Source organism: Streptomyces sp. NPDC043726, from assembly GCF_056436565.1.
Window position 1 is genome coordinate 252,843 of record NZ_JBWKCI010000002.1, and the last position, 22,844, is coordinate 275,686.

15 protein-coding genes are annotated in these 22,844 nt (G+C 72.4%); 6 read left to right on the top strand and 9 right to left on the bottom strand.

Features of this window, described 5'->3' with window-relative positions:
- Positions 1-6 precede the first annotated feature (6 nt).
- Positions 7-612, top strand: coding sequence for a DUF308 domain-containing protein (locus tag AC068Z_RS05935; protein ID WP_478552714.1), 606 nt, complete (start codon positions 7-9; stop codon positions 610-612).
- A gap of 87 nt (positions 613-699) precedes the next feature.
- On the opposite strand, the gene AC068Z_RS05940 is transcribed toward AC068Z_RS05935, so the two are convergent.
- The 8 genes from AC068Z_RS05940 to AC068Z_RS05975 form a co-directional block, all read right to left on the bottom strand.
- Positions 700-1,932: a cytochrome P450 family protein gene (locus tag AC068Z_RS05940; protein WP_478552716.1), complete on the bottom strand. Its 1,233-nt coding sequence runs from the start codon at positions 1,930-1,932 to the stop codon at positions 700-702.
- Between the two features lie 179 nt (positions 1,933-2,111).
- Positions 2,112-2,984: a Bax inhibitor-1/YccA family protein gene (locus tag AC068Z_RS05945; protein ID WP_478552718.1), complete on the bottom strand. Its 873-nt coding sequence runs from the start codon at positions 2,982-2,984 to the stop codon at positions 2,112-2,114.
- A gap of 175 nt (positions 2,985-3,159) precedes the next feature.
- Complete coding sequence (locus AC068Z_RS05950; RefSeq protein WP_478552720.1) at positions 3,160-3,627, bottom strand: SsgA family sporulation/cell division regulator; 468 nt, start codon at positions 3,625-3,627, stop codon at positions 3,160-3,162.
- Positions 3,628-3,844: 217 nt separating this feature from the next.
- Positions 3,845-4,273 (bottom strand): SRPBCC family protein, encoded by a 429-nt coding sequence (locus tag AC068Z_RS05955; RefSeq protein WP_478552722.1) that lies wholly within the window; start codon positions 4,271-4,273, stop codon positions 3,845-3,847.
- Positions 4,274-4,370: 97 nt separating this feature from the next.
- Complete coding sequence (locus tag AC068Z_RS05960) at positions 4,371-6,095, bottom strand: dolichyl-phosphate-mannose--protein mannosyltransferase (RefSeq protein WP_478552724.1); 1,725 nt, start codon at positions 6,093-6,095, stop codon at positions 4,371-4,373.
- 92 nt (positions 6,096-6,187) lie between these two features.
- Complete coding sequence (locus AC068Z_RS05965; RefSeq protein WP_478553725.1) at positions 6,188-8,974, bottom strand: AAA family ATPase; 2,787 nt, start codon at positions 8,972-8,974, stop codon at positions 6,188-6,190.
- 143 nt (positions 8,975-9,117) lie between these two features.
- Positions 9,118-9,834: a ricin-type beta-trefoil lectin domain protein gene (locus tag AC068Z_RS05970; protein WP_478552726.1), complete on the bottom strand. Its 717-nt coding sequence runs from the start codon at positions 9,832-9,834 to the stop codon at positions 9,118-9,120.
- A 111-nt stretch (positions 9,835-9,945) separates the two neighbouring features.
- Entirely contained in the window at positions 9,946-10,185 is a 240-nt protein-coding gene (locus AC068Z_RS05975) for a hypothetical protein (protein WP_478552728.1), read from the bottom strand.
- Positions 10,186-10,513: 328 nt separating this feature from the next.
- Here AC068Z_RS05975 and AC068Z_RS05980 point away from each other — a divergent pair, with 328 nt between their 5' ends.
- Both AC068Z_RS05980 and AC068Z_RS05985 read left to right on the top strand, forming a co-directional pair.
- Positions 10,514-13,828, top strand: coding sequence for a right-handed parallel beta-helix repeat-containing protein (locus AC068Z_RS05980; protein WP_478552730.1), 3,315 nt, complete (start codon positions 10,514-10,516; stop codon positions 13,826-13,828).
- Entirely contained in the window at positions 13,825-15,042 is a 1,218-nt protein-coding gene (locus AC068Z_RS05985; protein WP_478552731.1) for a S8 family serine peptidase, read from the top strand. The genes AC068Z_RS05980 and AC068Z_RS05985 overlap by 4 nt, the downstream gene beginning before the upstream one ends.
- Positions 15,043-15,107: 65 nt before the next feature.
- Here AC068Z_RS05985 and eccCa read toward each other — a convergent pair whose 3' ends face one another.
- Complete coding sequence (gene eccCa / locus AC068Z_RS05990; protein ID WP_478553726.1) at positions 15,108-19,049, bottom strand: type VII secretion protein EccCa; 3,942 nt, start codon at positions 19,047-19,049, stop codon at positions 15,108-15,110.
- Between the two features lie 345 nt (positions 19,050-19,394).
- Between eccCa and eccD the strand changes: the two genes are divergently transcribed.
- From eccD to AC068Z_RS06005, 3 genes are all read left to right on the top strand, one after another.
- Positions 19,395-20,795, top strand: coding sequence for a type VII secretion integral membrane protein EccD (gene eccD, locus AC068Z_RS05995; RefSeq protein WP_478552733.1), 1,401 nt, complete (start codon positions 19,395-19,397; stop codon positions 20,793-20,795).
- Between the two features lie 44 nt (positions 20,796-20,839).
- A complete protein-coding gene (eccB, locus tag AC068Z_RS06000) occupies positions 20,840-22,303 on the top strand; it encodes a type VII secretion protein EccB (RefSeq protein ID WP_478552735.1) in 1,464 nt (487 codons plus the stop codon).
- Between the two features lie 166 nt (positions 22,304-22,469).
- Positions 22,470-22,814, top strand: coding sequence for a hypothetical protein (locus AC068Z_RS06005; protein ID WP_478552737.1), 345 nt, complete (start codon positions 22,470-22,472; stop codon positions 22,812-22,814).
- The last annotated feature ends 30 nt before the right edge of the window (positions 22,815-22,844 follow it).

The window sequence follows — 22,844 nt, forward strand, 5'->3', positions numbered from 1 at the left end:
ACCATCATGAGCACGCAGACCACGACGCCGACGGCCCCGGCGCTGACGAATCCGGCTCCGGCCGAGGGCCGCTCCTCCCTGCTGAGGCTGTACCTGGGCCGCGGCGTCCTCGCCGTGGCGTGGGCCCTGGCGTTCGCCGGAGCCCACGAGGACGTCGACGCCGTGGCGATCACCCTGCTGGTGGTCTACCCGCTGATCGACGCGGTGTCCTCACTCATCGACCACCGTGCCCTCCCCGACGGCTCGGAGCGCCGGATCACGGCGTTCAACGGCGTGCTGAGCACGCTCGCGGCCGTCGCGGTCGGCATCGCCGGGGCCGGCGGTGTGGCGCCGGTGCTCCATGTGTTCGGCGCCTGGGCCGTCGTCTCCGGCGCCGCCCAGGTGATCGTCGGACTCCAGCGGCGCGGCCCCGAGCTGGGCAAGCAGTGGCCGATGCTGATCGCGGGCGGACTGTCCGTCCTCGTCGGCGTCTTCTACAACATCCAGGCCGCGGGCGACGATCCCTCGCTCGACGTGCTGTCCGTCTACGCCACGGGCGGCGGGGTGTTCTTCATCGCCCAGGCCGCCCTGCTGGGCTGGAAGACCCGCCAACTGCGCACCCGTACCGTCTGACCGCAGTACCACTTCCGGTGCCGTCCCGGCCCGCGCCCCGTGGCGCGGGCCGGGACTTCCCGTTGTGCGGGCCCGGTGCCATGACGGTCAGACGCGGCGGTAGCGCACCGGAAGGGCCCGTACGCCGCGGATGATGCCGGAGCCGATCCACTCCAACGAGTCCACCGGCACGGCGAGTTCCAATTCGGGGACGCGGGACAGCAGGGTCCGCAGGGCGATGGCGGCCTCCAGCCGGGCCAGTGGGGCACCGAGGCAGTGATGGATGCCGTGTCCGAAGGCCAGATGGCGAGCGCCGGGCCGGGTCACGTCGAGAACGGCGGGGTCGGTGTCGTCGGCCTGTGGGGCGTCGTGTCCGGCCGAGCCGAGTGCCACGACGACGATGCCGCCCCGCGGGATGAGCACTCCGCCCAGTTCCAGGTCATGGGCGGCGTAGCGGCTCGTGGACCGCTCGACGGAGGTGTCGTGGCGCAGGAACTCCTCCACCGCCGAGGGCATCAGCTCCGGCCGCTCGCGCAAGAGCCGGAGCTGGTCGGGGTGTTGCAGCAGGGCCAGCGTGGCATTGCCGAGGAGGTTCACCGTGCTCTCGTGGCCCGCGACGACCAGCATCAGGGCGGTGCCCACCAGTTCCTCCTCGGACAGCCGGCCGTCCTGCTCGTCGCGGACGCCGACGAGGGCGGACAGCAGGTCGTCCTGGGGGACCCGCCGTTTGTGCGCGATCAGGTCGGTCAGCAGTCCGTGCAGTCCGGCGAGCGCGGGGCGGTGCTCGGGCGAGGTGACCTGGAGGGCGTAGCTCGACCAGCGGCGGAAGTCCGCGTGGCACTGCTCGGGGATACCAAGGAGCTCGGCGATCACGGTCGCGGGGAGCGGCGCGTGGAACGCCTCGACGAGGTCGGTCTCGCCGGATTGCGGCAGCGCGTCGAGCAGTTGGTGGGCGATCTGTTCGATGCGCGGGGCGAGTTCCGCCGTGCGGCGCGCGGTGAAGGCGGCCGAGGCCAGCCTGCGCAGGCGGCCGTGCTCGGGCGGATCGGCTTCGAGCATTTGTGCGCCGAGCCCGACGGACGGCTTGTTGAGGACGTATCCGGCGGCGGCCAGGGCCTCGGCGGCGGGCGTGGAGTCCTTGAGGAGGCCCGGGTGGGTCAGGGCCTCCCGGGCCAGGTCGTAGCCCACGACCACCCAGCCGCGCAGACCCAGGTGGAAGTGGGCCGGGTGGATGGGGCCGAGTGCGCGCAGGCGGGCGTACTGAGCGGGGGCGTCCGCCTTGAAAGCCGGGCCCAGGTTGACCCTGCCGTCCTCGTCCAGGCACTGCTCGTGGAGGCTCATGGGACCTCTCTCCCGTTGTGGCGTTCACGTGACGTCCGGGTCGGCCGGGCGGCATCCCGGGGGTTCGTGATGCCAACGAGCCGGGCCCGGTGAGGAGGTCGCGCCGTACGGAAACGAGTCCGGAAAACGCCTCAGGGGCATGCGCGGCGCGCATGCCCCTGAGGCGTCGTCGACAGGCTTCAGTTGTCGCTGCTGAAGAGGGTCAGCACGCGCAGCACCTCCAAGTAGATCCACACCAGCGTCATGGTGAGCCCGAAAGCCGCGAGCCAGGCCTCCTCGCGCGGGGCGCCGTAAGCGACGGCATCCTCGACCTGCTTGAAGTCCAGGGCGAGGAAGGCCGCGCCGAGCACGATGCCGAGGAGGCCGAAGGCGATGCCGAGGCCGCCGCTGTGGAAGCCGAGCCCATTGCCCGCGCCGAACGCGGAGAAGAGGAGGTCGGCGAAGAGCAGCAGCACGAATCCGGTCGCGGCCGCGAGGACGAATCCGGTGAACCGCCGGGTGACCCGGATCCAGCGCATCCGGTACGCGACGAGCGTGCCCGCGGAGACCGCCAAAGTGCCGAGCACCGCCTGGGCGACCACGCCCGGCGAGAGGTAGGTCGAGACCGTGCTGGACAGCACTCCCAGGAAGACGCCCTCGAACGCGGCGTATCCGAGGATCAGGCCCGGAGCCGGTGCCCGACGGAAGGCCTGGATCACGGACAGCACCGCGGCGGCGAGACCGGCGCCCAGGGCTATGCCGTAGGACCGGCCGATGTTCGCCTCGTCGACGGGCAGCAGGAGCCAGGACAGTACGGCGGTCAGGGCTACGACGCCGAGGGTCGTCGCGGTGCGGACGACGACGTCGTCCATGGTCACCGCGGTCGAGCCGGTCGAGCCGGTCGAGCCGGTCGGCAGGCCGGTTGCGGCGGGGGACGCGTAGGGATTGGTCCCGTAGTCGCCGGCCGGCTGTCTGCCGACCGTGGCGGGCGCGGGCTCGCGCTGGTACATGCCCGCCGGACCCGCGTCACGGGCGGCGCCCCAGCGGGAGAAGATCGGGTTGCTGGTCCTCACGTCGTTCCTCCTCGTCCGCCGCATGCGCGGCCTGGTGCCAAGCGTTTTGTCGTCGGGTGCCGGTGGCTGGCATACATGTGTCGGTGGCCGGTGACCCGGATCGACGACAGCAACCCTTCGCGTCACCACTTTGACAGGTGACGCGCTGGGAGGCAAGCGCGGAGCGGTCGGGTGGTCACTCCGAAGGCGTGCCCGGCCCGTCGAGCAGCTCCATGAGGAAGCCGTCCCAGTTCAGACCGTCCATCTCCGCCTCGGCCGACACGATCCGGTAGGTGGCGTCGAGCCACCGCGCCAGTGCCTCGGTGGGCAGCTCGAACAGGGCCTCCACCTCCTCGGACTCGAGCAGCAGCCATGACGACGGCCGCGCCCCGGGCAGCGTCGGCCACATCCGCACGTCGCCCGAACCGCTCATCGACGACACCCCGCGGTGCAGGAGTTCACGGCCGAAGTGCCAGAGGAGACCGGGCCCCCGTCCGGGCAGGAACTCGACCGTGATCACCGACGCCATGTCCGGGTCGAAGCGGAACTTCGCCCGCATCGGCAGCCGCGTGAACTCGTCGAGCATCTGATCGACGTCCAGCAACAGCGGTGGCACGAGCTCGGAGGACGAGCGTGCCCGCAGGGGTGAGTGGTCACGTTGCATGACAGGGGGTTCCCTTCGCGGGGCGAATTCTGTGACTCTCACTCTTCGCCTGGAAGGGAACCCGCACATCGGTCACTTGACGGTCAAAGGGTGGGACCGTGTGCGGTGCCTGGGGCTGCCGGGATCCGCCGTACGGTCCGCCGGGGCGCCGTCGTAAGTCAATGTGCTGTGGGGCCGGGTGGCGGGGCTGGTGGTGCCCGGGTCGCCCGGCGGAAAGTCACTTGGCCTGAAGCGGGCCCGCGAAGGACTTGCGCAAGGACGCGGGAGCGGCGAGGGGGAGCAGGGCGGCGAGCATCTTGCCCTTCAAGGTGGCCGGCTGCCGCGTCAGTTCGACGTCGACCCGGGTGCCGTCGCCCTCGGGGGTCATCCGGAACACCCAGCCGCCGCCGGGCCCGAAGAGCTTGGAGTCCAGGGTGGTGATGGTGACCGTGTCACCGGCCGGCTCCCACTCGTAGCGGGCTCGCTCCCAGGCGGCGGCGGTGCCCTCGGTCACCTCGGCCCAGGTGTCGCCGAGTTCGTGCACCTCGAAATGTGCGGCGTCGATCGTGGGCCAGGACTCGGCGCGCGAGGGGCTGAAGTCCGTCAGCACCGCCAGTACGTCCTTCTGGCTGAGCCGGGAGACGAGATCGAACCGTACGACTGTCATGGGTTTTCCTCACGCGAAAGTAACTGCTCTGACTGGTGACGTGAGGGTCCCAGGGATGGGCGTCACCTGTCAAGGCGGTTACTTCTGGCGAGGTCTCTCACACCCAGGTGTCGAGCCACATTCTCGAGTTCCAGTCGGTGTACGGGATCGTCTGGCCGGTGTAGATCGGGAAGAAGTAGATGAAGTTCCAGGCGATGAGCAGGACCAGCACGCCCGCCGCCGCGACGCCCACGGTGCGTCGGGTGTCGGACGCGCCCTTCGGACTCGCCAGGGCTCCCAGCGCCATCGCCACGGCCAGGCACAGGTACGGCACGAAGACGACCGCGTAGAAGGAGAAGATCGTGCGGTCCTGGTAGAGGAACCACGGCAGATAACCGGCACCCACCGCGCACAGCACGGCGCCGGCGCGCCAGTCGCGGCGCAGCGCCCAGCGGAAGAGCAGGTACACGAGGGCGGCACAGGCCGACCACCACAGCAGCGGAGTGCCGAGGGCGAGGACCGTCTGCGAGCAGTCGGCCGCCGTGTGACAGCCGTCCTGTCCGGGTTTCGGAGACTCGTAGTGGAACAGCACGGGCCGGCCCTGGACCAGCCAGCTCCACGGGTTCGACTCGTAGGTGTGCGCGGAGTGCAGCCCGACATTGAACTCGTAGACCCCGTGCTCGTAATGCCACAGGCTGCGCAGCGGCCCGGGTATCCAGGACCACGTGCCACCGCGGCCGTCGGCCCAGTGGCGGCCGTAGCCGTCGTCCGAGAGGAACCAGCCGGTCCACGTCGCCAGATAGGTCAGCACGGCGACCGGAACCAACGAGAGCACCGACCAGCCGAAGTCCTTGCGCAGCACGGCCCGGTACGGCCGGTGAGCCCCGGCGACGCGGCGGGCACCGACGTCCCAGAGCAGGGTCATGACGACGAAGAAGGCGAGGACGTACAGGCCGTTCCATTTGCTGGAGGCCGCGAGTCCCAGGCAGACACCGGCGGCGAGCCGCCAGGGGCGGAGCCCCGTCCCGACGCGTTCGCCGGTGTGCGCGTTCGGTCGCACGGTGCCGTCCGCGCCGACCGGCAGGGCCGCCGCGAGCCGGGCCCGGGCCTGGTCCCGGTCGATCAGGAGGCAGCCGAAGGCGGCCAGGGCGAAGAACATGACGACGAGATCCAGCAGCGCGGTACGGCTCATCACCACGTGCAGACCGTCCACGGCCAGCAACGCGCCGGCCAGGCAGCCCAGGAACGTCGACCGGAACAGGCGGCGGCCTATTCGGCACAACATAAGCACCGACAGGGTGCCCAGAGCGGCCGTCATGAAGCGCCAGCCGAACGGGTCCAGACCGAACATCCACTCACCGACGGCGATCACCCACTTGCCCGTCGGCGGGTGCGCGACGAAGGCTCCGGGATCGGAGAGCGAGATGACCTGAGGGTCGGCGAGGATCTGCGGGTCGGCGATCTTGCGGTCCGGCCAGGTGCCCTCGTAGCCGAGCCGCAGCATGGACCAGGCGTCCTTGGCGTAATACGTCTCGTCGAACATGACGGCCCGCGGCCGGCCGAGGTGCCAGAAGCGGATGGCTCCGGCGAGTACGGCGACGAGTACCGGCCCCAGCCACTCCATCACCTTCGTGAGGCGGTACGCCCGTTCCGGCTCGACACGTATGAACTCCCACAGGCGCGCGGGTGGGTTCGGGAACGGCGGAACGAGACGCTCGCGAACCCCGGCGCCGGGGCGTGCCACGTAACCGAACCGGCGAAGACGTTCCTGCCAGGTTCTGGGCGCCGTTGTCGGTCGGGCATCTTCGAGGACGGGGAAACCTGTCGTGTTGCTACTCGTCACCGGTCGACCTTAGACGTCGTGTCGGCCGGTGAGCCGCCGGTGGCCGAAAGAAGGCCATCGACCGGGAGGCGTACGGCAGTCCAGGCGCTGCCTCAGGCCGGATCCTGCCGGTGCAGCGCGTCCCGCAGCGCCACCCGGGAGGCGATGCCGAGCTTGGGGTAGATCTGGTACAGGTGTGCCCCGACCGTGCGGTGCGAGATGAACAGGCGCTCGGCGATCTGCTTGTTGGTCAGGCCGGACGCGGCCAGTTCCGCGATCTCGCGCTCCTGCGCGGTGAGGGACGCACCGGTCCCGCCGGCGCCGGTCGGGACGGCCCGGCCGGCCGCCCGCAGCTCCATGCGCGCCCGCTCGGCCCAGGCCGAGGCCTCCAGTTGCTCGAAGGCGGCCAGCGCGGCCGTCAGCGGAGCCTTGGATTCGGACAGCGCCCGGGACCGCCGCAGCCGCTCACCCTGGGCCAGCCGCACCCGTGCCAGGGTGAACGGCCACCGGTCCGCGTCCGGGGTGGCCAGCGCCGCGGCGAACAGGCGGGCGGCCTCTGTGTCGTCGGCCGTCACCAGTGCCTCGGCGGCGTCGGACAGCAGGGCGAGCCGGGGCGAGAGCCCGGGGACGTTCGTTTCGCGCAGGGCGCGCACATGCGCGAGTGCCTCCGCGCGCCGGTCGGTGCGCACCGCGGCCTCCACGAGTTCGAAGAACACCCACGAGGCGTGCGCGACGTACGGGGGGAAGCTGCCGGCCGGGCTGATGGCGCTCACGCGCCGGAACGCCGCGTCGAAGTCGCCGTCGGCGATGTCCGCGAGCGCGTGCACGTGCTGGGCGCAGTGCACCGCCTCCCGGATGCCGCGGGGGGCCGCCCAGTTCGTCATCGCGTCGGCGAGCGCGTGGGCCGTCGCGGTGTCACCCCGGGACGCCACCACCAGGCCCTTGGTGTACTGGAAGAACCAGGTGCAGACGGTGTACCCGGACTCCGCGCACTGCGTCAGCCCCTCCTCGGACAGCTCCAGGACCAGGTCCCACGCGCCGCGGTGGTAGTCCTCGAGGCACAGATGCAGCAGGGCGCCGATGTGCCGGCGCACCGGGCCGCCGTCGCGTCCCCGCCGGACCAGCCGCCAGGCCACCTCGCGCACGGCGGCCAGCCGGTCCGGATAGACCGCGGCGGTCCCCACCCGGACGATGCGGGCGGGGTCGGTCTCCGTGGCCGTGCCGGCGATGATCTCGTCGAGGGCGCGGAGCGTCGCCTCGTCGGCGTGGGCCGGGTCGCCCCAGGTGCGGGCGGCCACCAGCAGCAGCGGCGGGGGAGCGGGGCGCAGCCGGGACACGGCGGCGTAGAAGGGCGCCCACAACTCCTCGCGGGCCCCGTAGTTGCACAACAGCAGCAGGAAGTGGAGCGCGTCGATCAGTGCGGGGTCCTCGGCGTCGAAGCCGTGGTCGCCCTCCTCGATGGCGCCCACCAGCAGGCGATGAGCCGTCGTCAGGTCGCCGTCGCTGTTCAGCAGGAGCTGTACCGCGGCGGTGGCGGACCGCAGCGACGCGCCGTGCCGGGGATCCGCCCGCCAGGCGTCCTCCAGCAGCACCGACGCACTGCTGAGCGCGCCGATTGCCTCGGCGCCGACATAGGCCGCCTCCGACAGCCGGCGCGCGCGGTCGGTGTCCCGCGGGCTGAGGTCCGCGGCCCGGGTGAGCGCGGCGATCGCGGCGACGGCGTCCCCGCGGTCCTGGATCCGCCGCGCCGTACGCTCCAGCAGCAGCGCCACGTCCTCGTCGGGCTGGAGGGTGGCCTCGCCCAGATGCCAGGCCCGTCGTTCCGGCTTGTCGGCGAGCACCTGCGCCAGGGCGCGGTGTGCCGCGCGGCCGGCGCTGCTGGGGGCCTCCTCCACGACGGCCGACTTGATCAGCGGATGCCGGAACACCAGGCGGCGCGGTGACTGCTCCACCCGTACCAGGCCGTCCCGTTCGGCGGCGTCCAGGGCACCCAGGTCCGCGTCCCCGTCCGTCGCCTTCGCGGCTGCCGACAGCACCCCCAGGTCGCCGGTGTCGTCCAGGGCGGCGAGCAGCAGCAGCGTGCGGGTCGCCGCGGGCAGGGACCGGATCCGCGTGACGAACAGGGACTGCAGGCGCTCGCCCAGCGGCAGCACCGCCGGGAGGACCTCCCGCGCCCGGCGCTGGTCCGCGCGCAGGGCGTCGGGAAGTTCGAGCAGGGCCAGCGGGTTTCCCTGCGCGGCCTCCAGCAGACGCCGTCGCACCGGGTGCGCCAGGTCGGGGAAGCGCAGGTCGACGAGGCGGGCGGCGGAGTCGGTGTCCAGGGCGGGCAGTTCGTACGACGGAAGGCCGCTGCCGTCGAAGAAGCTGCCCACACCGGTGCGGGAGGCGGCGAGGAACCGGATCGGGACGCCGGACAGCCGTCGGGCGAGGAAGCCGAAGACGGCGGCGCTCGCCCGGTCCACCCAGGGCAGGTCGTCCACGACGACCAGCACGGGGCCGTCCGTGGCCGCCGACCGGAGCAGGGCCAGCGCGGCGTTGCAGACGACCAGACGTTCGGGCGCCGGCCCGCCGCCGAAGCCCAGGGCGACACTCAAGGCCTCCCTGCTGGGCGCGGGGAGCAGGTCGAGGAGGCCGTGCAGGGGGAGGAGGACCTGGTTCAGCGCCGAGTAGCCGACGTCCGCCTCGAACTCGGCACCGGCCGCGCGCAGTACCCGGGTGCCGTCCTGGACGGCGGCCCTGGCCAGTGCGTCCAGCACCGCGGACTTGCCGACGCCGGGTTCCCCGGACAGCAGCAGGGTGCCCGCCGCATCCCGCTCGAACAATCCGAGGATGTGGTCCAGGTCCCGCTCGCGTCCCACCAGGACGTCGGCGGCGCCGGCTCGCGCCGCGTCGGTGAACATCACGAGCCGTACCCCTTCACCAGGACGGGCCGCGAACGCGACGCGTGCGACCCGCGTATCCCGCCGCGACGTGCCATGTGTGTCCTCCCGCTGGTGCCCGGCCATTGTAGGAGGGCCGGGCACCGGTCCCGTTCCGCGAGCCCTCAGGACGTGGACCACTTCTGGTTGTCACCGCCGGAACAGGCCCACAGCTGCAGCCGGGTCCCGTTCGCGGTGCCGTTGTCCCGTACGTCCGCACACTTGCCGGTGGCCGCCTGGGCCAGGTCGTGGCGGACGTTCAGCGTGAGCCGTTGCGCCGGACCGCCGTCGCAGGCGGCCAGTTCCAGGTCCGCCCCGTCGGCGGTCGAGCCGCCCGCGGGCTGGACGCACATGCCCTGCGCGCGCATGGTTCCGCCCGTGAGCGTCCATTGCTGCGAGGCGGACGTCGCGCAGTCCCAGATCATCAGTTTCGCGCCCGGGACGGCCTGGCCGCCCACGATGTCCACACAGCGCTGCGAGGCGTGGCTGGACACGTTCACCCCCGGCGCAGCGGCCGGAGCGGTGGTGCTGGTCCCGGTCGCGTCCGTGCCGGGGGCACCGGCCCGGTCACCGGGGGACGGCGAGCCCCCGCTCGGCGCACCACTGGTGGGGGAGGGCGACTTGGCCTTCTCGGTACCGGCCGCCTTGTCGTCGGCGCCGTCACCGGTCTCCTTCGCCGAGGGGGCCGGCACCACGCCGAGTCCGTCGAGGACGCCTGTGCCGTGGTCGCCGGAGTCGACGGCCACCGACGCCGCTCCGTCGCGCCTGCCGTCGTCGTCACCGCCGACCAGGCCCAGCGTCAGCAGGACGCCGCCCACCGACAACAGCCCGATGACGCCCACGACGCCCAGAGCGCCCCGGAATCCGTTCGGTCCTGGCGGCGCGGTGACGTCCGCGGCGACGTCCGCTGCTGGGTTCGTGTCGCTGCTCCGCCGCGAACCGAGAGAGGAGATCTAGGTGAGCCGGGGCAGCGAGCCGCCTCGGCGGACCGGGCCGGGCGTACGGTCGCCACCGCCGGGCGGCGCCGGCTCCGCGCCGCCCGCCGCGGTGCCGTCCTCGGCGGGCCCGGAACGGCTGCCCGCCGGCCGGGCGCTGCCCGGGACTCTCCTGGGGAGGTCTCCCGCCGGCCGGGCGCTGCCCGGGACTCTCCTGGGGAGGTCTCCCGCCGGCCGGGGCGTCTGTGAGGGATTCATGGGTTCCTTTCGGGAGGGCGTGCGGTGGCGCGCGGGGGTCTCGCGGGCGGCCCGGACCTGACACACACATATTGCGGATGTGCCCGCGGCCGAGGCTGCCGCGGTCCTACGGGAACATGTGCGCTCGCCGGGCTCCATCGCATCACACTCGCGGTGCGGTTCCTCGGCGCCGTCGAACCTCAACTAGTCTGTCACCAGGTGTGCAAAGGGGGCACCTGAGCAATCGATTTGGGGTGTCGGCAGGGGCCGGTCGCGAGACAGGTTTCCACCGCACGATTGCCGACATGTGCACCCGGTCCGCCACTCAGCGTCTGAGGAGGAACCACGCGTGTCTCGCCAGGTACTCACCGTCGGCCCGGACGGCGCCGACGGCCTGTCCACGATCGCGGAGGCGCTCGCCAGAGCACGCAGCGGCGCCGTCCTCCGCGTCCTGCCCGGCACCTACCCGGAGAATCTGACGATCACCACGCCGGTCACCATCGTCGCCGCCCAGGCGCGCGGCACCGTGGAGATAGCCCCCCGCCGAGGCACCGCGCTGACGCTGCGGGCGGACGCCGTCATGCTCACCGACCTCGTACTGCGCGGCCGGGACGAGGAGTTGCCGGTCGTGGACGCGCCCCGGGGCCAGGTGGCGATGGACGGCTGTGAGATCGCGGCCGCCTCGTGGACCGCGCTGCTCGCCCGCAACAGCGGCTCGCTCGCCCTGCGCGACTGCCGGGTGACCAACGGCACGGGCGCCGGCGTCGTGGTCACCTCCCCGGCGGAGAGCTCCGTGGAGTCCTCCACCCTCGAACACCTCGGCACCACGGGCGTGGTGATCGGGGAGCAGGGCCGGGTCACCGTGCGGGGCTGCACGATCCGCGACGCCCGCGGCAACGGCGTGCTGGCCAACGGCGAGGCCCAGGGCTCGGTCGAGGAGTGCGACATCTCCGCCACGGACAAGCCCGCGGTGGCGCTGGAGGGCCGCAGCACCACCAGAGTGCTGCGCACGGTGCTGCACGACACGAGCGCGGGCGTGCACCTCACCAGCGAGTCGCGCACCGTCATGGAGGACGTGCGGGTGACGAACACCTCCGGCGTAGGCATCGCCGTGGGGATGGGCAGCGATCCGTTGCTGCGGCGCTGCCGGGTGGCCCGGACCAAGGGGCACGGCGTGCTCGTCACGGACCGTTCACGCGGCACGTTCGAGGACTGCTGGGCCGACTCCTGCGGCGCGCCCGCGATCCGGGTGACCGGATCGTCCTCGCCGGTCTTCGTCGGCCTGACGGTACGGGACGGGGCCGGCACGGGGCTGCTGCTGGAGGAGGAGTCCGCGGCCGAACTGGACCGACTGGAGGTCGTGGACGTGAAGGGCGTCGGCGTCTCGATCCGCGGCGGTGCCAATCCGCTGCTGCGCCGGGCCCGGATCATCTCCCCCGCGGGGCATGGCGTGGAGGTGGTCGAGGACGGCAGGGGCCGCTTGGAGGACTGCCTGATCCAGCGGCCCGCGGGGGCGGGCGTGCGCGTGGCGGACGACGGCAACGTCTACGTCGGCGGGGGCGCGGTGGAGGCCCCGGAGGGCGCCGGGCTCTCCGTCGGCGCCGACGGCACCATGACGGTGCGGGACTGCGCGATCACCAAGGCCGCGGACAGCGGTGTGCTGGTCGAGAAGGACGGCGACCTGACGGCGACCCGGGTGACGGCCCGGGAGAGCACCGAGTCGGGGGTGCTGATCGCCGACGGCGGGCGGGCGTCGCTGAACTCCTGCGAGATCAGCGGCAGCGGCAAGGACGGGGTGCGCATCGACTCCGACGCCCCCGTCTCCGTGATCAACTGCACGGTCAGGGACAACGCGGGCGGCGGCCTGATCCAGTCCAAGGCCGGCGACCGCGTGGCGGTGGAGGGCCTGACCAGTACGGGCAACGGCAGGCGGGACGCCTGGGGGGTGGGCGACGCCGAGGACACCGACCCGGCGGCCTCGCCCGGCACCCGTGAACAGGGCGACGGCGAGGACGCCTCGATGTCCGCGCTCGACGCGCTGATCGGCCTGGACAACGTCAAGCTGCAGGTCCGTACGCTGGTCAACCTCACCCAGCTCGCCCAACGGCGCGCCAGCCTGGGCATGTCGGCGCCGCCGATGAGCCGGCACCTGGTCTTCGCGGGCCCTCCGGGCACCGGAAAGACCACCGTGGCGCGGCTCTACGGCAACATCCTTGCCGGGCTCGGCACGCTCCGGTCAGGGCATCTGGTCGAGGTGTCCCGGGCGGACCTGGTCGCCCAGATCGTCGGCGGTACCGCGATCAAGACCACCGAGGCCTTCAACCGGGCGCTCGGCGGCGTCCTGTTCATCGACGAGGCGTACACGCTGCTCTCCGACGGCCAGGGCTCGGGTGCCAACTTCGGCCGCGAGGCCGTCGACACGCTGCTGAAGCTGATGGAGGACCACCGCGACGACGTGGTGGTCGTCGCCGCGGGCTACTCGTCGCAAATGGACGACTTCCTCGCCTCCAACCCCGGTCTCGCCTCCCGCTTCTCGCGGACCATCGAGTTCGAGAACTACACCGTGCCCGAACTGGTCGCCATCGTCGAGAAGATGTGCCTGGGCCACCAGTACCGGCTGGCGGAGGCGACCCACCAGGCCCTGGCCGTACGGTTCGACCGCATGCCCAGGGACGCCACGTTCGGCAACGGACGTGAGGCGCGACGGGTGTTCGAGGAGATGGTGGACCGCCAGGCGACCCGGCTGGCGGGTCTCGCCGACATCTCCGAGAGCGACCTGCAACTGCTGCTGCCCGAGGACGCCGGTGCCGCCGTGACGGAGGCCGCCGAGGGCACCGCGCACGCCACGACCGATCCACTGGCGCGGCTGGGGGACCTGGTGGGGCTCGCGGCGGTCAAACGGGACGTGACCGATCTCGTCAACCTGCTGTCCACGGCGCGTCAGCGGGAGGCCGCGGGGCTGCCCGTGCCGCGCATCAGCCACCACCTCGTCTTCACCGGTCCGCCCGGCACGGGCAAGACCACGGTGGCGCGCCTGTACGGCGAACTGCTCGCCTCGCTCGGGGTGCTGCCCCGCGGCCAGCTCGTCGAGGTGTCCCGCGCGGATCTGGTCGGCCGCTACGTCGGCCACACCGCCCAGCTGACCCGTGAGGTGTTCGAGCGGGCCCTCGGCGGCGTGCTGTTCGTCGACGAGGCGTACACGCTGACCCCGGAGGGTGCCTCGGCCTCCGACTTCGGCCGCGAGGCCGTCGACACGCTGCTGAAGCTGATGGAGGACCACCGCGACGAGGTGGTGGTGATCGCCGCCGGGTACACCCAGGAGATCGAGGGCTTCCTGGCGTCCAATCCGGGTCTGTCCTCGCGGTTCTCCCGCCGCGTCGAGTTCGACGACTACTCCTCCGACGAACTGGTCACGATCGTACGGGCCCACGCGGCGACGTCCGGATACGAATGCGGCCCCGGCACGGGGCAGTTGCTGCGGGAGTACTTCGACTCGCTGCCGCGTGACCGGTCCTTCGGCAACGCGCGTCTGGCGCGCCTGGTCCTGGAGGGCATGATGACGCGTCAGGCGGGACGGATCAGCCGCATGGCGGCGCCCGGACTCGACGACCTGCGGCTCCTGCTGCCCCAGGACACGCCGCGGCGGGAGGGGCTGTCCGCATGACCCGCCAACCGCACCTTCGGCCCCTGCGCCGGCCTCCGCGCGGGCGGGCGGCCTCGGCCCTGCTGCCGCTGACGGCGGCGGCCGTGCTGGCCGTCCCGTCCACGGCCCTTGCCGAGGGGAAGCCGACCGTCGAACTCCCCGTCATGACGGCCGAGCTGGGGGAGGGCGCCGGCTGCACCAAGGCGTCCACGACCACCGCGACGAGCACTCCCTGGGAGCACCAGAGCCTGGAACTGTCCCGCGCCGCGCGGATCTCCCAGGGCGCCGGCGTCAAAGTCGGTGTCGTCGACACGGGTGTCTCCACCGTGGCTCCTGCCCTGTCGGGCCGGGTCGAGGCGCTCGGCTCCGCGGGGGAGGACTGCGTCGGCCACGGCACGTTCGTGGCCGGTCTGATCGCCGCCGCACCGGCGAAGCGGGGCGCGTTCCACGGAGTCGCACCCCATGCCACGATCATCGCGGCCCGCGGCACCTCCGAGCGCGGGGCGCTCTCGCCGGCGGGCGTGGCCGCGGGCATCCGGGCCGCGGTGGACGCCGGGGCCCGGGTGGTGCAGGTGTCGGCGGCGTTCGGCACCAGGTCGTCCGCGCTCGACGCCGCGGTCTCCTATGCCGTGCAGCACGACGCCCTCGTCGTCGCCGCGGCCGTACCGGACCCGCCGCGCCGGAGCGGCGACGAGAGCACGCCCGCTCCCCGCGACTACTGGCCGGCCGCCTCTCCCGGCGTGCTGAGCGTCCTCGACGTGGACGTGCGAGGCGGCCGCGCGGACTCCGCGGTGCTCCCGGTCCACGCCGACCTGGCGGCTCCCGGCGACGGCGTGGTCGGCATCGGACCCCGCGGGAGCGGGCACTTCGTCGGCTCCGGCGCCTCGTTCGCCGCCGCCTACACCGCGGGTGCCGCCGCCCTCGTACGGTCGGCCTTCCCGGACCTCTCCGCGGCCGAGGTGGCCCGGCGCCTCACATCCACCGCCTATCCGGACGACGTACCCCGGCTGGACGCGTACGCGGCGGTCGCCGCCGTGGCGGGCGACACCGAGGCGGCGGAGGGCGCGCGGGACGCCGTAGTGCGGCTGCCGGACCGTTCTCACGGGGAGGGTGCCACCCGGACCGCGTTGCTGGTCTCCGGCGTGGGGGTGTCGGTCGTCGTGCTGGTCGGCTGGGCGGCGCTGGTCGTCCCGCGCGGCAGGGCCCGCGGCTGGCGCCCGCCACCACGGCCCTGAACCGACCGCGAAACGGCCGCGGGGGCGGGCCCGGTGTCTCCACCGGGCCCGCCCCCGCGCGTTCGTCAGCTCTCCGCCGACTCCGGGTCCTGCTCCACCACCGCTGTCTGCAGCAGTGTCGCCTTGTTCCGCGCGATGTACCGGGCCCTTCCCGGCGGCAGGGTGCGCGGCTTGACGTTGCCGAAGACATACCCCTCGGTCGGCGGACAGGACATCAGCAGGCCGGGGGTGTTGACCTCGCCCAGCCGTCGCAGCAACTGGTCGTTGAAGCCGCGGCCGGCGCCGGTCGCGGACCGCGCGACCACGATGTGCAGACCGACCTCGTGACCGAGCGCCAGGAACTCGAAGAGCGGCGCGAACGGATGGTCGAAGGCGTTGCTGCCGCCCAGCATGTCGTAGTCGTCGACCAGCACGAACAGCCGCGGGCCGGTCCACCAGTCCGCCTGGCGCATGCGGGCGGGACTGATGTCCTGTCCCGGCAGACGGGTCTTCAGCGCCCGCTGGGAACCGTTCATCAGCTCCTGGAGCGCGGTCAGGGACACGGCGTGGCCGAGGCGGTACTCCTCGGGAATCGCCTCCACCAGCTCCCGCCGGTAGTCGACGACGAGGATCCGCGCCTCCTGGGGCGTGTACCGGGAGGTGACCGCGGAGGTCACCAGTTTCAGCAGATTGGTCTTGCCGCTCTCGGTGTCGCCGACGGCCATCAGATGCGGGGTGCGGCTGAAGTCGTGCCAGACGGGGGAGAGCGTCTCCTCGTCGATGCCCAGCGGCATCCGCAGACCGTCGGAGGCTTCGGCGGCGGGCAGTCCGGCGGCCGGCAGGCGGTGCGGCAGCATGCGGACGGCGGGCGCGTACGCCCCGGTCCAGGCGCCGGAGATCCGTTCGACCAGGTCGGCGACGCCTTCGGTGAGGTCGTCGGTGGTGGAACTGCCGTCGACCCGGGGCAGTGCGGAGAGGAAGTGCAGCTTTCCCTCGACGGTGAGTCCGCGTCCGGGAACGCGGGGGACGAGCGCCGCCCGCCGCACGTCGATCGCCGAGTCCATGTGGTCGCCGAGCTTCAGCTCCAGCCGGGTGGCGATCTGGTCGCGCACCTGCGTCGACATCTCCATCCAGCGGGCGGCCGTGACGACCAGGTGGATCCCGTAGTTCAGGCCGCGAGCGGCGATCTGGTGGAAGGTGGGGACCAGACTGTCGAAGTCCTGGCGCAGGGTCGCCCATCCGTCCACCACGAGGAAGACGTCCCCGTGCGCCTCGTCGGCGAACTCGCCGGCCGCCCGCCGGCGCCGGTAGGTCGCCATCGAGTCGATGTTGTGGTCCAGGAAGAACTGCTCCCGGTGGTTCAGCACCGCGATGACCTCGGCCACGGTCCGGCTGATGCGCTCGCTGTCGAGCCGGGAGGCGACGCCGCCCAGATGCGGCAGCCCGGACAGCCCGGACAGCGTGCCGCCGCCGAAGTCCAGGCAGTAGAACTGGACTTCGCGGGGGGTGTGGGTGAGGGCGAGGGAGGCGAGCAGGGAACGCAGCAGCGTGGACTTGCCGCTCTGGGAACCGCCCGCGATGCCGATGTGGCCCTCGGCGCCGGCCAGGTCCACCACGAGGGGTTCACGCCGCTGCTCGAAGGGCTTGTCGACCAGGCCGACCGGCACCTTCAGACGACCGGACCCGGGCCACCGCGCCGCCGTGAACCCGCGCTCCGGGTCCACCGAGAGCGGCGGCAGCAGTGCGTCGAGCGAAGAGGGCCGGTCGAGCGGGGGCAGCCACACCTCGTGGGCCCCCGGTCCGGCGTTCCGCAGCCGGTCGAGGGCGACGGACAGCAGGGTGTCGCCCGACTCGCTCTCCTCCTCACCGTCCGGTTCCGCCAGGGCGGGCTCGGTGACCGTGCGCGGCACCACGTACCCCGAAGTCCACGGGACGACCTGGCTGGCCACCCGGGCCTGGACGACCGCTCCGCCCCGCTTGCGGTACTCGCCGGAGACGAAGGCGGCCCGGAAGCGGGTCAGTGCCTCCACGCCGCTCTTGAGATATCCGCTGCCGGGCTGCGAGGGCAGCTGATAGGCGTCCGGTACGCCCAGCACGCCCCGGCTCTCCATGGCGGAGAAGGTACGCAGGCCGATCCGGTACGACAGATGGCTCTCCAACTGGTGCATCCGCCCCTCGTCCAGGCGCTGCGACGCCAGCAGCAGATGGACGCCGAGGGACCGTCCCAGCCGCCCGATCATGACGAACAGCTCCATGAACTCGCGGTGGGCCGAGAGCAGTTCGCTGAACTCGTCGACGACGACGAAGAGGCTGGGCAGCGGGGCCAGTGCGGCCCCGGAGGCGCGCGCCTTCTCGTACTCGAGAGCCGAGGAGTAGTTCCCGGCGGCCCGCAGCAGCTCCTGGCGGCGGATCAGTTCGCCGTGCAGGGCGTCCTGCATCCGGGCGACCAGCGCGACCTCGTCCGACAGGTTGGTGATCACCGCGGAGGTGTGCGGCAGTTCGTCCAGGCCGAGGAAGGTGGCTCCGCCCTTGAAGTCGACCAGGACGAAGTTCAGGGTCTCGGAGGAGTTCGTGAGGGCCAGGCCCAGGACCAGGGTGCGCAGCAGTTCGCTCTTGCCGGATCCGGTGGCGCCGATGAGCATGCCGTGCGGCCCCATGCCGCCCTGTGCGGACTCCTTGATGTCCAGCTCGACCGGCAGGCCGTCGCTGCCGACCGCGATGGGCACCCGCAGCCGGGAGGCGCCGCCGGAGCGCTGCCACAGGGCGGCCGGTTCGTGCCGGTACAGGTCGGGGATGCCGAGCAGCGTGGTCAGTTCGGTGTCCGCGGCCAGCGGTTCGGCCGCGGCGGCCGCGAGCCTCATCCGGTACGGCGCGATCATCCTGGCCAGCGCCTCGGCGGCGACTGGTCCCATCAGGTCGGGCCTGCCGAGATACGTCATCTGCTCCTTGCGGGTGCGATCGGTGCGCACCAGGCTGACCCCGCCGGGCCGGACGTCGAGGCGGAGCGTGCTGCGCCCGGGACGCCACTGCAGGGTGTCGGCCAGGTCGACGACGACCGCGTTGCGGAACCCCTGCCCGTCCACGCGGTGGCCCGAGGGTACGGTCACGCCGTCCAGGATGACGACGGTGTACGGCTCCTCCCGGCCCGGCGCCACCTCCGGGTCGAAGGCGGGGCGCTCACCGAACTCGGCTCCCAGCAGGTCCTCCAGGTCGCTGAAGGCCGAGGTCACCATCCGGGCCGGGCCCGCGCCGTCCCGCTCCTGCGGATGCTGGCCGTGGGGCAGCCACTTGACCCACTCCCACTGCGCCCGGTGCTCGTCGGCCGCGCACACCACGATCCACAGGTCCTCCGGGGCGTGGAAGACGGCGAGCTGGGCGACCATCGCGCGCACGAGGTCGCGCCGGACGGCCTCGTCGCCCCGCATCAACACCCGTGCCCAGGACCGCAGATACACGGCCACCGGCTGGTCGGGCACCGTGCTGTAGGCGCGTATGAAGCGGCGCAGCGCATGCGCGGCGAGCGGGTCGAGGTCCTCCACCGGCTTCGTGGACAGCGGGTTCAGCTTCATGGCCAGCTGCTGGTCGCCCACGGCGATCCGGACCTCGCCGAAGTCCTCGTCCTTGACCCGGCGTTCCCACAGCCGCGTGGTGCGCACCATGGAGCGCAGTGCGGCGGGCTCCGGGTGACGCCAGGCCAGCGCCAACTGCTGCTCGATCACCGCGCGTTGCGTCTGCTTGCGGATCTGCCCGAGATAGCGCAGGTAGTCCCGTCGCTCACCGCGCAGCCGCTGTTTGCGCTCACTGGTGCGGCGCATGAACTGGCCGATGATCATGGCGGCCGAGGCCAGCACCATCAGTCCCAGCGAGAGGTAGACGAAGACACCGTTCGTTCCGCCCGGTCGCAGGAAGATCAGCATCATGGAGACGGACATCATCGCCATGGGCAGATAGGTCCACACCGCGGAGTTGTCGGGCACCGTCTCCGCGAGCACCGGGGGTTCCTGGAGGTTCAACTCCCCCTGGGGCATGTCCGGGCCGCGACGGCGCGCGGGACGACGAAAAAGCACGGAACTCAACGAATCGGCTCCTTCGGGCGGCAGCCAGCGAGGTGTCACCGGTCCCGGCGGCGAAGGTGTGAAGTGGGCCCGGCGATAGGGGTACTCCACACACCATAGACGCCCGGAACGACCGCCGACGTACACACGTGTCTGTCGATGGGTGTGAAGCGGACCCGCCGGTAGGGGTACGCTGCACACGAACAGTCGGACGGGCCGCCGGCCACCGGCTCCTCACGCACACATATGTGCCGACCGGTGTCTCACCTCCCCCTCCGACAGCCCTGATCTCCTGCCGCGAAAGCGAATGTGCCGACCATGAGCGACACCTCGGTGGCCAGCCTGTGCCGCCTCACCGTCCGGGCACCCTCCAGGACCGTCGACCTGGCCGTTCCGGTGGATGTTCCGGTGGCCGACCTGCTCCCCACGCTGCTGCGGTACTGCGTGGACGGGATGGAGGAGGAGGGACTCGACCACGGAGGCTGGGTACTGCAACGCCTCGGCGGGCCCGCCTTCGACGACGAGGTCACCCTGGAGGCCCTCGAACTGCTCGACGGTGAGGTCCTCCATCTGCGGCCCCGGGCGGAGGAGATGCCCGAGGTCCGCCTCGACGACCTGGTCGAGGGCATCGCGGACGTCACCCGGGAACGGCTGCACGCCTGGACCCCGGAGCGCAGCCGGCAGTTGCTGCGCGGCTTCCTCGTCGGTGTCCTGCTCATCGCTCTCGGTGTGCTCGCCTGGCCCGGCGGCCCGCTGGTGCCGCGGGTGGCCATGGCGGGTGTCACCGGCCTGTTGCTCCTCGCCGGAGCCGCCACCGCCAGTCGCGCCGTCGGCGACGCGGCCACGGGCGCCACGCTCGGCACCATGGCGGTCCCGGCGCTGGCTCTGGCGGGCTGGCTGCTGCCCGACGGCGAGATCACCGGCCCCAGCGCCTACCACGTGCTGGGAGCACGGCTGTTGGCCGCCGGTGCCGCCGGCGCGGGCGGAGCCGTGCTCGCCCTTGCTGCCGTCGCCGTCTACGCCCCCCTCTTCCTCGCCGCGGCCGCGGTCTGCGCGGCCGGGGCCGTGTCCGGGGCCCTGATGAGCGTCTTCGACGTCCCCGTGGACAAGGCGGCCTGCGTGGTCGCGGCCTGCCTGGTGCTCATCGGCGGCTTCGTCCCCGCCATCGCGTTCAAGCTGGCGGGCCTGCGGATGCCGCCGCTGCCGACCAGCCCGCGCCAGCTCCAGGAGGGCATCGACCCCTACGACGGTGGGGACGTGGCGACCCGGACGGAGCTGGCCAGCGGCTGGATGATCGCGCTGTACGGCTCGATCGGTGCCGTCTGCGCGGGCTGCCTGGCCCCGCTGGTGCGCCGCCCCACCGTGCCCGAGGCGCTCATCGCCGTCGTCCTGTCCCTGATCCTCCTGCTGCACGGCCGCGGCATGGTCAACGTGTGGCAGCGACTGGTCCTCGTCGTGCCCGGCGCCCTGGGAGCCGCCCTGGTCCTGCTGGGCACCGGCGCCCACCTCGCGCCCGGTGAACGGCCCGTGTGCGCCGCGGGACTGCTGGGCGTGGCCGCCGTGCTCGCCGTCGTCACCTGGACCGTCCCCGGGCGCCGGATGCTGCCGTACTGGGGCCGCGGTGCCGAACTGCTCCAGTCCACCCTGGCCATCGGCCTGTTGCCGCTCACCCTCTGGGCCGTCGGGGTGTTCGGCGAACTGCGCGCCATCTCCGGCTGACCGTGACCATGCCGATTCCGACGAGAGCCGCGAGGTAGGCCACCATGCAGTCCAAGCGCGACCAGGTTCAGGCGCACAGCTTCATCATGAGCAGGCTGACCGCCGGCATGCTCCTCGCGGAGCCCGACGCACCCGACACCCCTCTGGGCCGGACCACCCGCGGCGTGTTCATCGGGGTGCTCGTCGCGGTGCTGATCTCCGCCGGCGCGGTGGTCTTCGGGCTGATCTCGCCCGGTGGCAAGACCTCGTGGAAGACACCCGGAACCCTTGTCGTCAACAAGGAGACCGGCGCCCGCTACCTGTACGTCGGCGGCCGGCTCAGGCCGGTTCGCAACTACGCCTCCGCCCGGCTGATCGCCGGCAGCGACCTCGCCACCTCCACCGTGGCCACCGCCTCCCTGCGTGGAACACCCGTAGGCCGTCCCATCGGCATCCCCGGCGCCCCCGAGTCGGTGCCCGCCGAGGGCGATCTGGACCGCGACGCGTGGCTGGTCTGCTCCACCGCCGACGCACGGGCCTCGGACGCGCACACCACGCTGGTGGCCGGAGCGCCCGTGGACACCACCGGCCTCGGCTCGGACCAGGGCTTCGTCGTCGAGGGCCACGACCACACGACCTATCTGGTCTGGCAGGGCAGCAGACTGCGCCTGGACAAGACGTCAGGCGCCGCCGTGTCCCTCGGCTACGGCTCCGTGACCCCCCGCCCGGTCTCCGCGGCCTTCCTCGACGCGCTGGTCGCGGGCCCCGACCTGACGGCACCCGACGTTCCGGGCCGCGGCACCCCCGGACCCTCGCTCGACGGCACCGCGAGCACGACGGGCCAGGTGTTCCAGGCCCAGGTGCCCGGCTCGGACGAACACCCGTACTACCTCCTGCGCGAGGAGGGCCTGGTGCCGCTGACCGCGACCCAGGCGGCGCTCGTCATCGGCGACCCCGAGACACGGCAGAAGGCCTACGACGGACAGGCGCCGCGCGCGGTCGCCCTGGGCGCCGACGCGCTGAAGCAGCACCTGGCACCCGGCGCGGAGGGCCGCTCCCCGGTCTCCGAGGGCCTGCCCCCCGCACCGCCGAAACCGGTCGGCGTACCCGCGGACGAGTCCGCCTGTGTGGGCGTGGAACCCGGCGACGACGGCACGAAGGTCACCACGCTGCTCGCGGCGACAGACGCCCTGACCCCCGTCGCCCAGCCGTCGGCGGACGCCGCGCGGGCCTGCCTTCCGGTGGACGCGGTGGTCGTACGGCCGGGTCACGCGGCGCTCGTACGTGCCCTCGGGGCCGGCGGCACCACGCTGGGCACCACGACCTACCTGGTCGACGACACCGGCACCAAGTACCGCGTCCCCACGGCCGAGGCACTGGGCGCGCTCGGCTACGGCGAGGACCAGGTCGCGTCCCTGCCGTCGCCCTTGCTGTCGATGCTGCCCGCCGGACCGGACCTCGACCCGGACGCGGCGAGCGGTGCGGTACGCCCCACGACCACGCCCGCTCACTGCGGGGCGGCGGAATGACGGAAGGCGAACACGTTGCGCACGACACACGTGAACTGATGCGCAGTGAACACATGTTGCAAGTAACGTAGGTGTGGGTCCGATTCCGCCGAAGGTGTTTCAGCGCCACCACACATGTGTCGATGCCCGGCACGGACCCCCGAGGAAGCTACGGAAAGGCTGAGCAATGGCAGGCAATCTCCGTCAAGGAGACGAACAGACCACCCGTAACGGCATCCTGGCCCTGGAATCCGCGTTCAACGGCGTCCTGAGGAGCCGTCAGGACGTGGAGGCGATGCGGAACAACCTGGGCTCGGGCTACGGCGGAGGCGACGGCCGCGCCTACGGCGAACTGCTCGTGGCATGGGAGGGATACGCCGACAAGGCCCTCCGCGGTCTCCAAGGGATGATCGACAGCCTCAACACGACCCTGTCGGCCATGCAGAAGGACCAGGGCTCCGCGAACGAGTCGATCAACAACGCCTACCGCGAGGCGGAAGCGGTCTTCGACAAGCTGACCGGTGCCGCCTAGGAACCGGAGCACCGTTCTCTCCGGACCACC

Coding starts and splice junctions, on each gene's coding strand:
- AC068Z_RS05935 (WP_478552714.1), top strand. CDS start 7: ATGAGCACGCAGACCACGACGCCGACGGCCCCGGCGCTGACGAATCCG.
- AC068Z_RS05940 (WP_478552716.1), bottom strand. CDS start 1,932: ATGAGCCTCCACGAGCAGTGCCTGGACGAGGACGGCAGGGTCAACCTG.
- AC068Z_RS05985 (WP_478552731.1), top strand. CDS start 13,825: ATGACCCGCCAACCGCACCTTCGGCCCCTGCGCCGGCCTCCGCGCGGG.
- eccCa (WP_478553726.1), bottom strand. CDS start 19,049: ATGCCCCAGGGGGAGTTGAACCTCCAGGAACCCCCGGTGCTCGCGGAG.
- AC068Z_RS06005 (WP_478552737.1), top strand. CDS start 22,470: ATGGCAGGCAATCTCCGTCAAGGAGACGAACAGACCACCCGTAACGGC.
- eccB (WP_478552735.1), top strand. CDS start 20,840: ATGCAGTCCAAGCGCGACCAGGTTCAGGCGCACAGCTTCATCATGAGC.
- AC068Z_RS05965 (WP_478553725.1), bottom strand. CDS start 8,974: ATGTTCACCGACGCGGCGCGAGCCGGCGCCGCCGACGTCCTGGTGGGA.
- eccD (WP_478552733.1), top strand. CDS start 19,395: ATGAGCGACACCTCGGTGGCCAGCCTGTGCCGCCTCACCGTCCGGGCA.
- AC068Z_RS05975 (WP_478552728.1), bottom strand. CDS start 10,185: ATGAATCCCTCACAGACGCCCCGGCCGGCGGGAGACCTCCCCAGGAGA.
- AC068Z_RS05950 (WP_478552720.1), bottom strand. CDS start 3,627: ATGCAACGTGACCACTCACCCCTGCGGGCACGCTCGTCCTCCGAGCTC.
- AC068Z_RS05955 (WP_478552722.1), bottom strand. CDS start 4,273: ATGACAGTCGTACGGTTCGATCTCGTCTCCCGGCTCAGCCAGAAGGAC.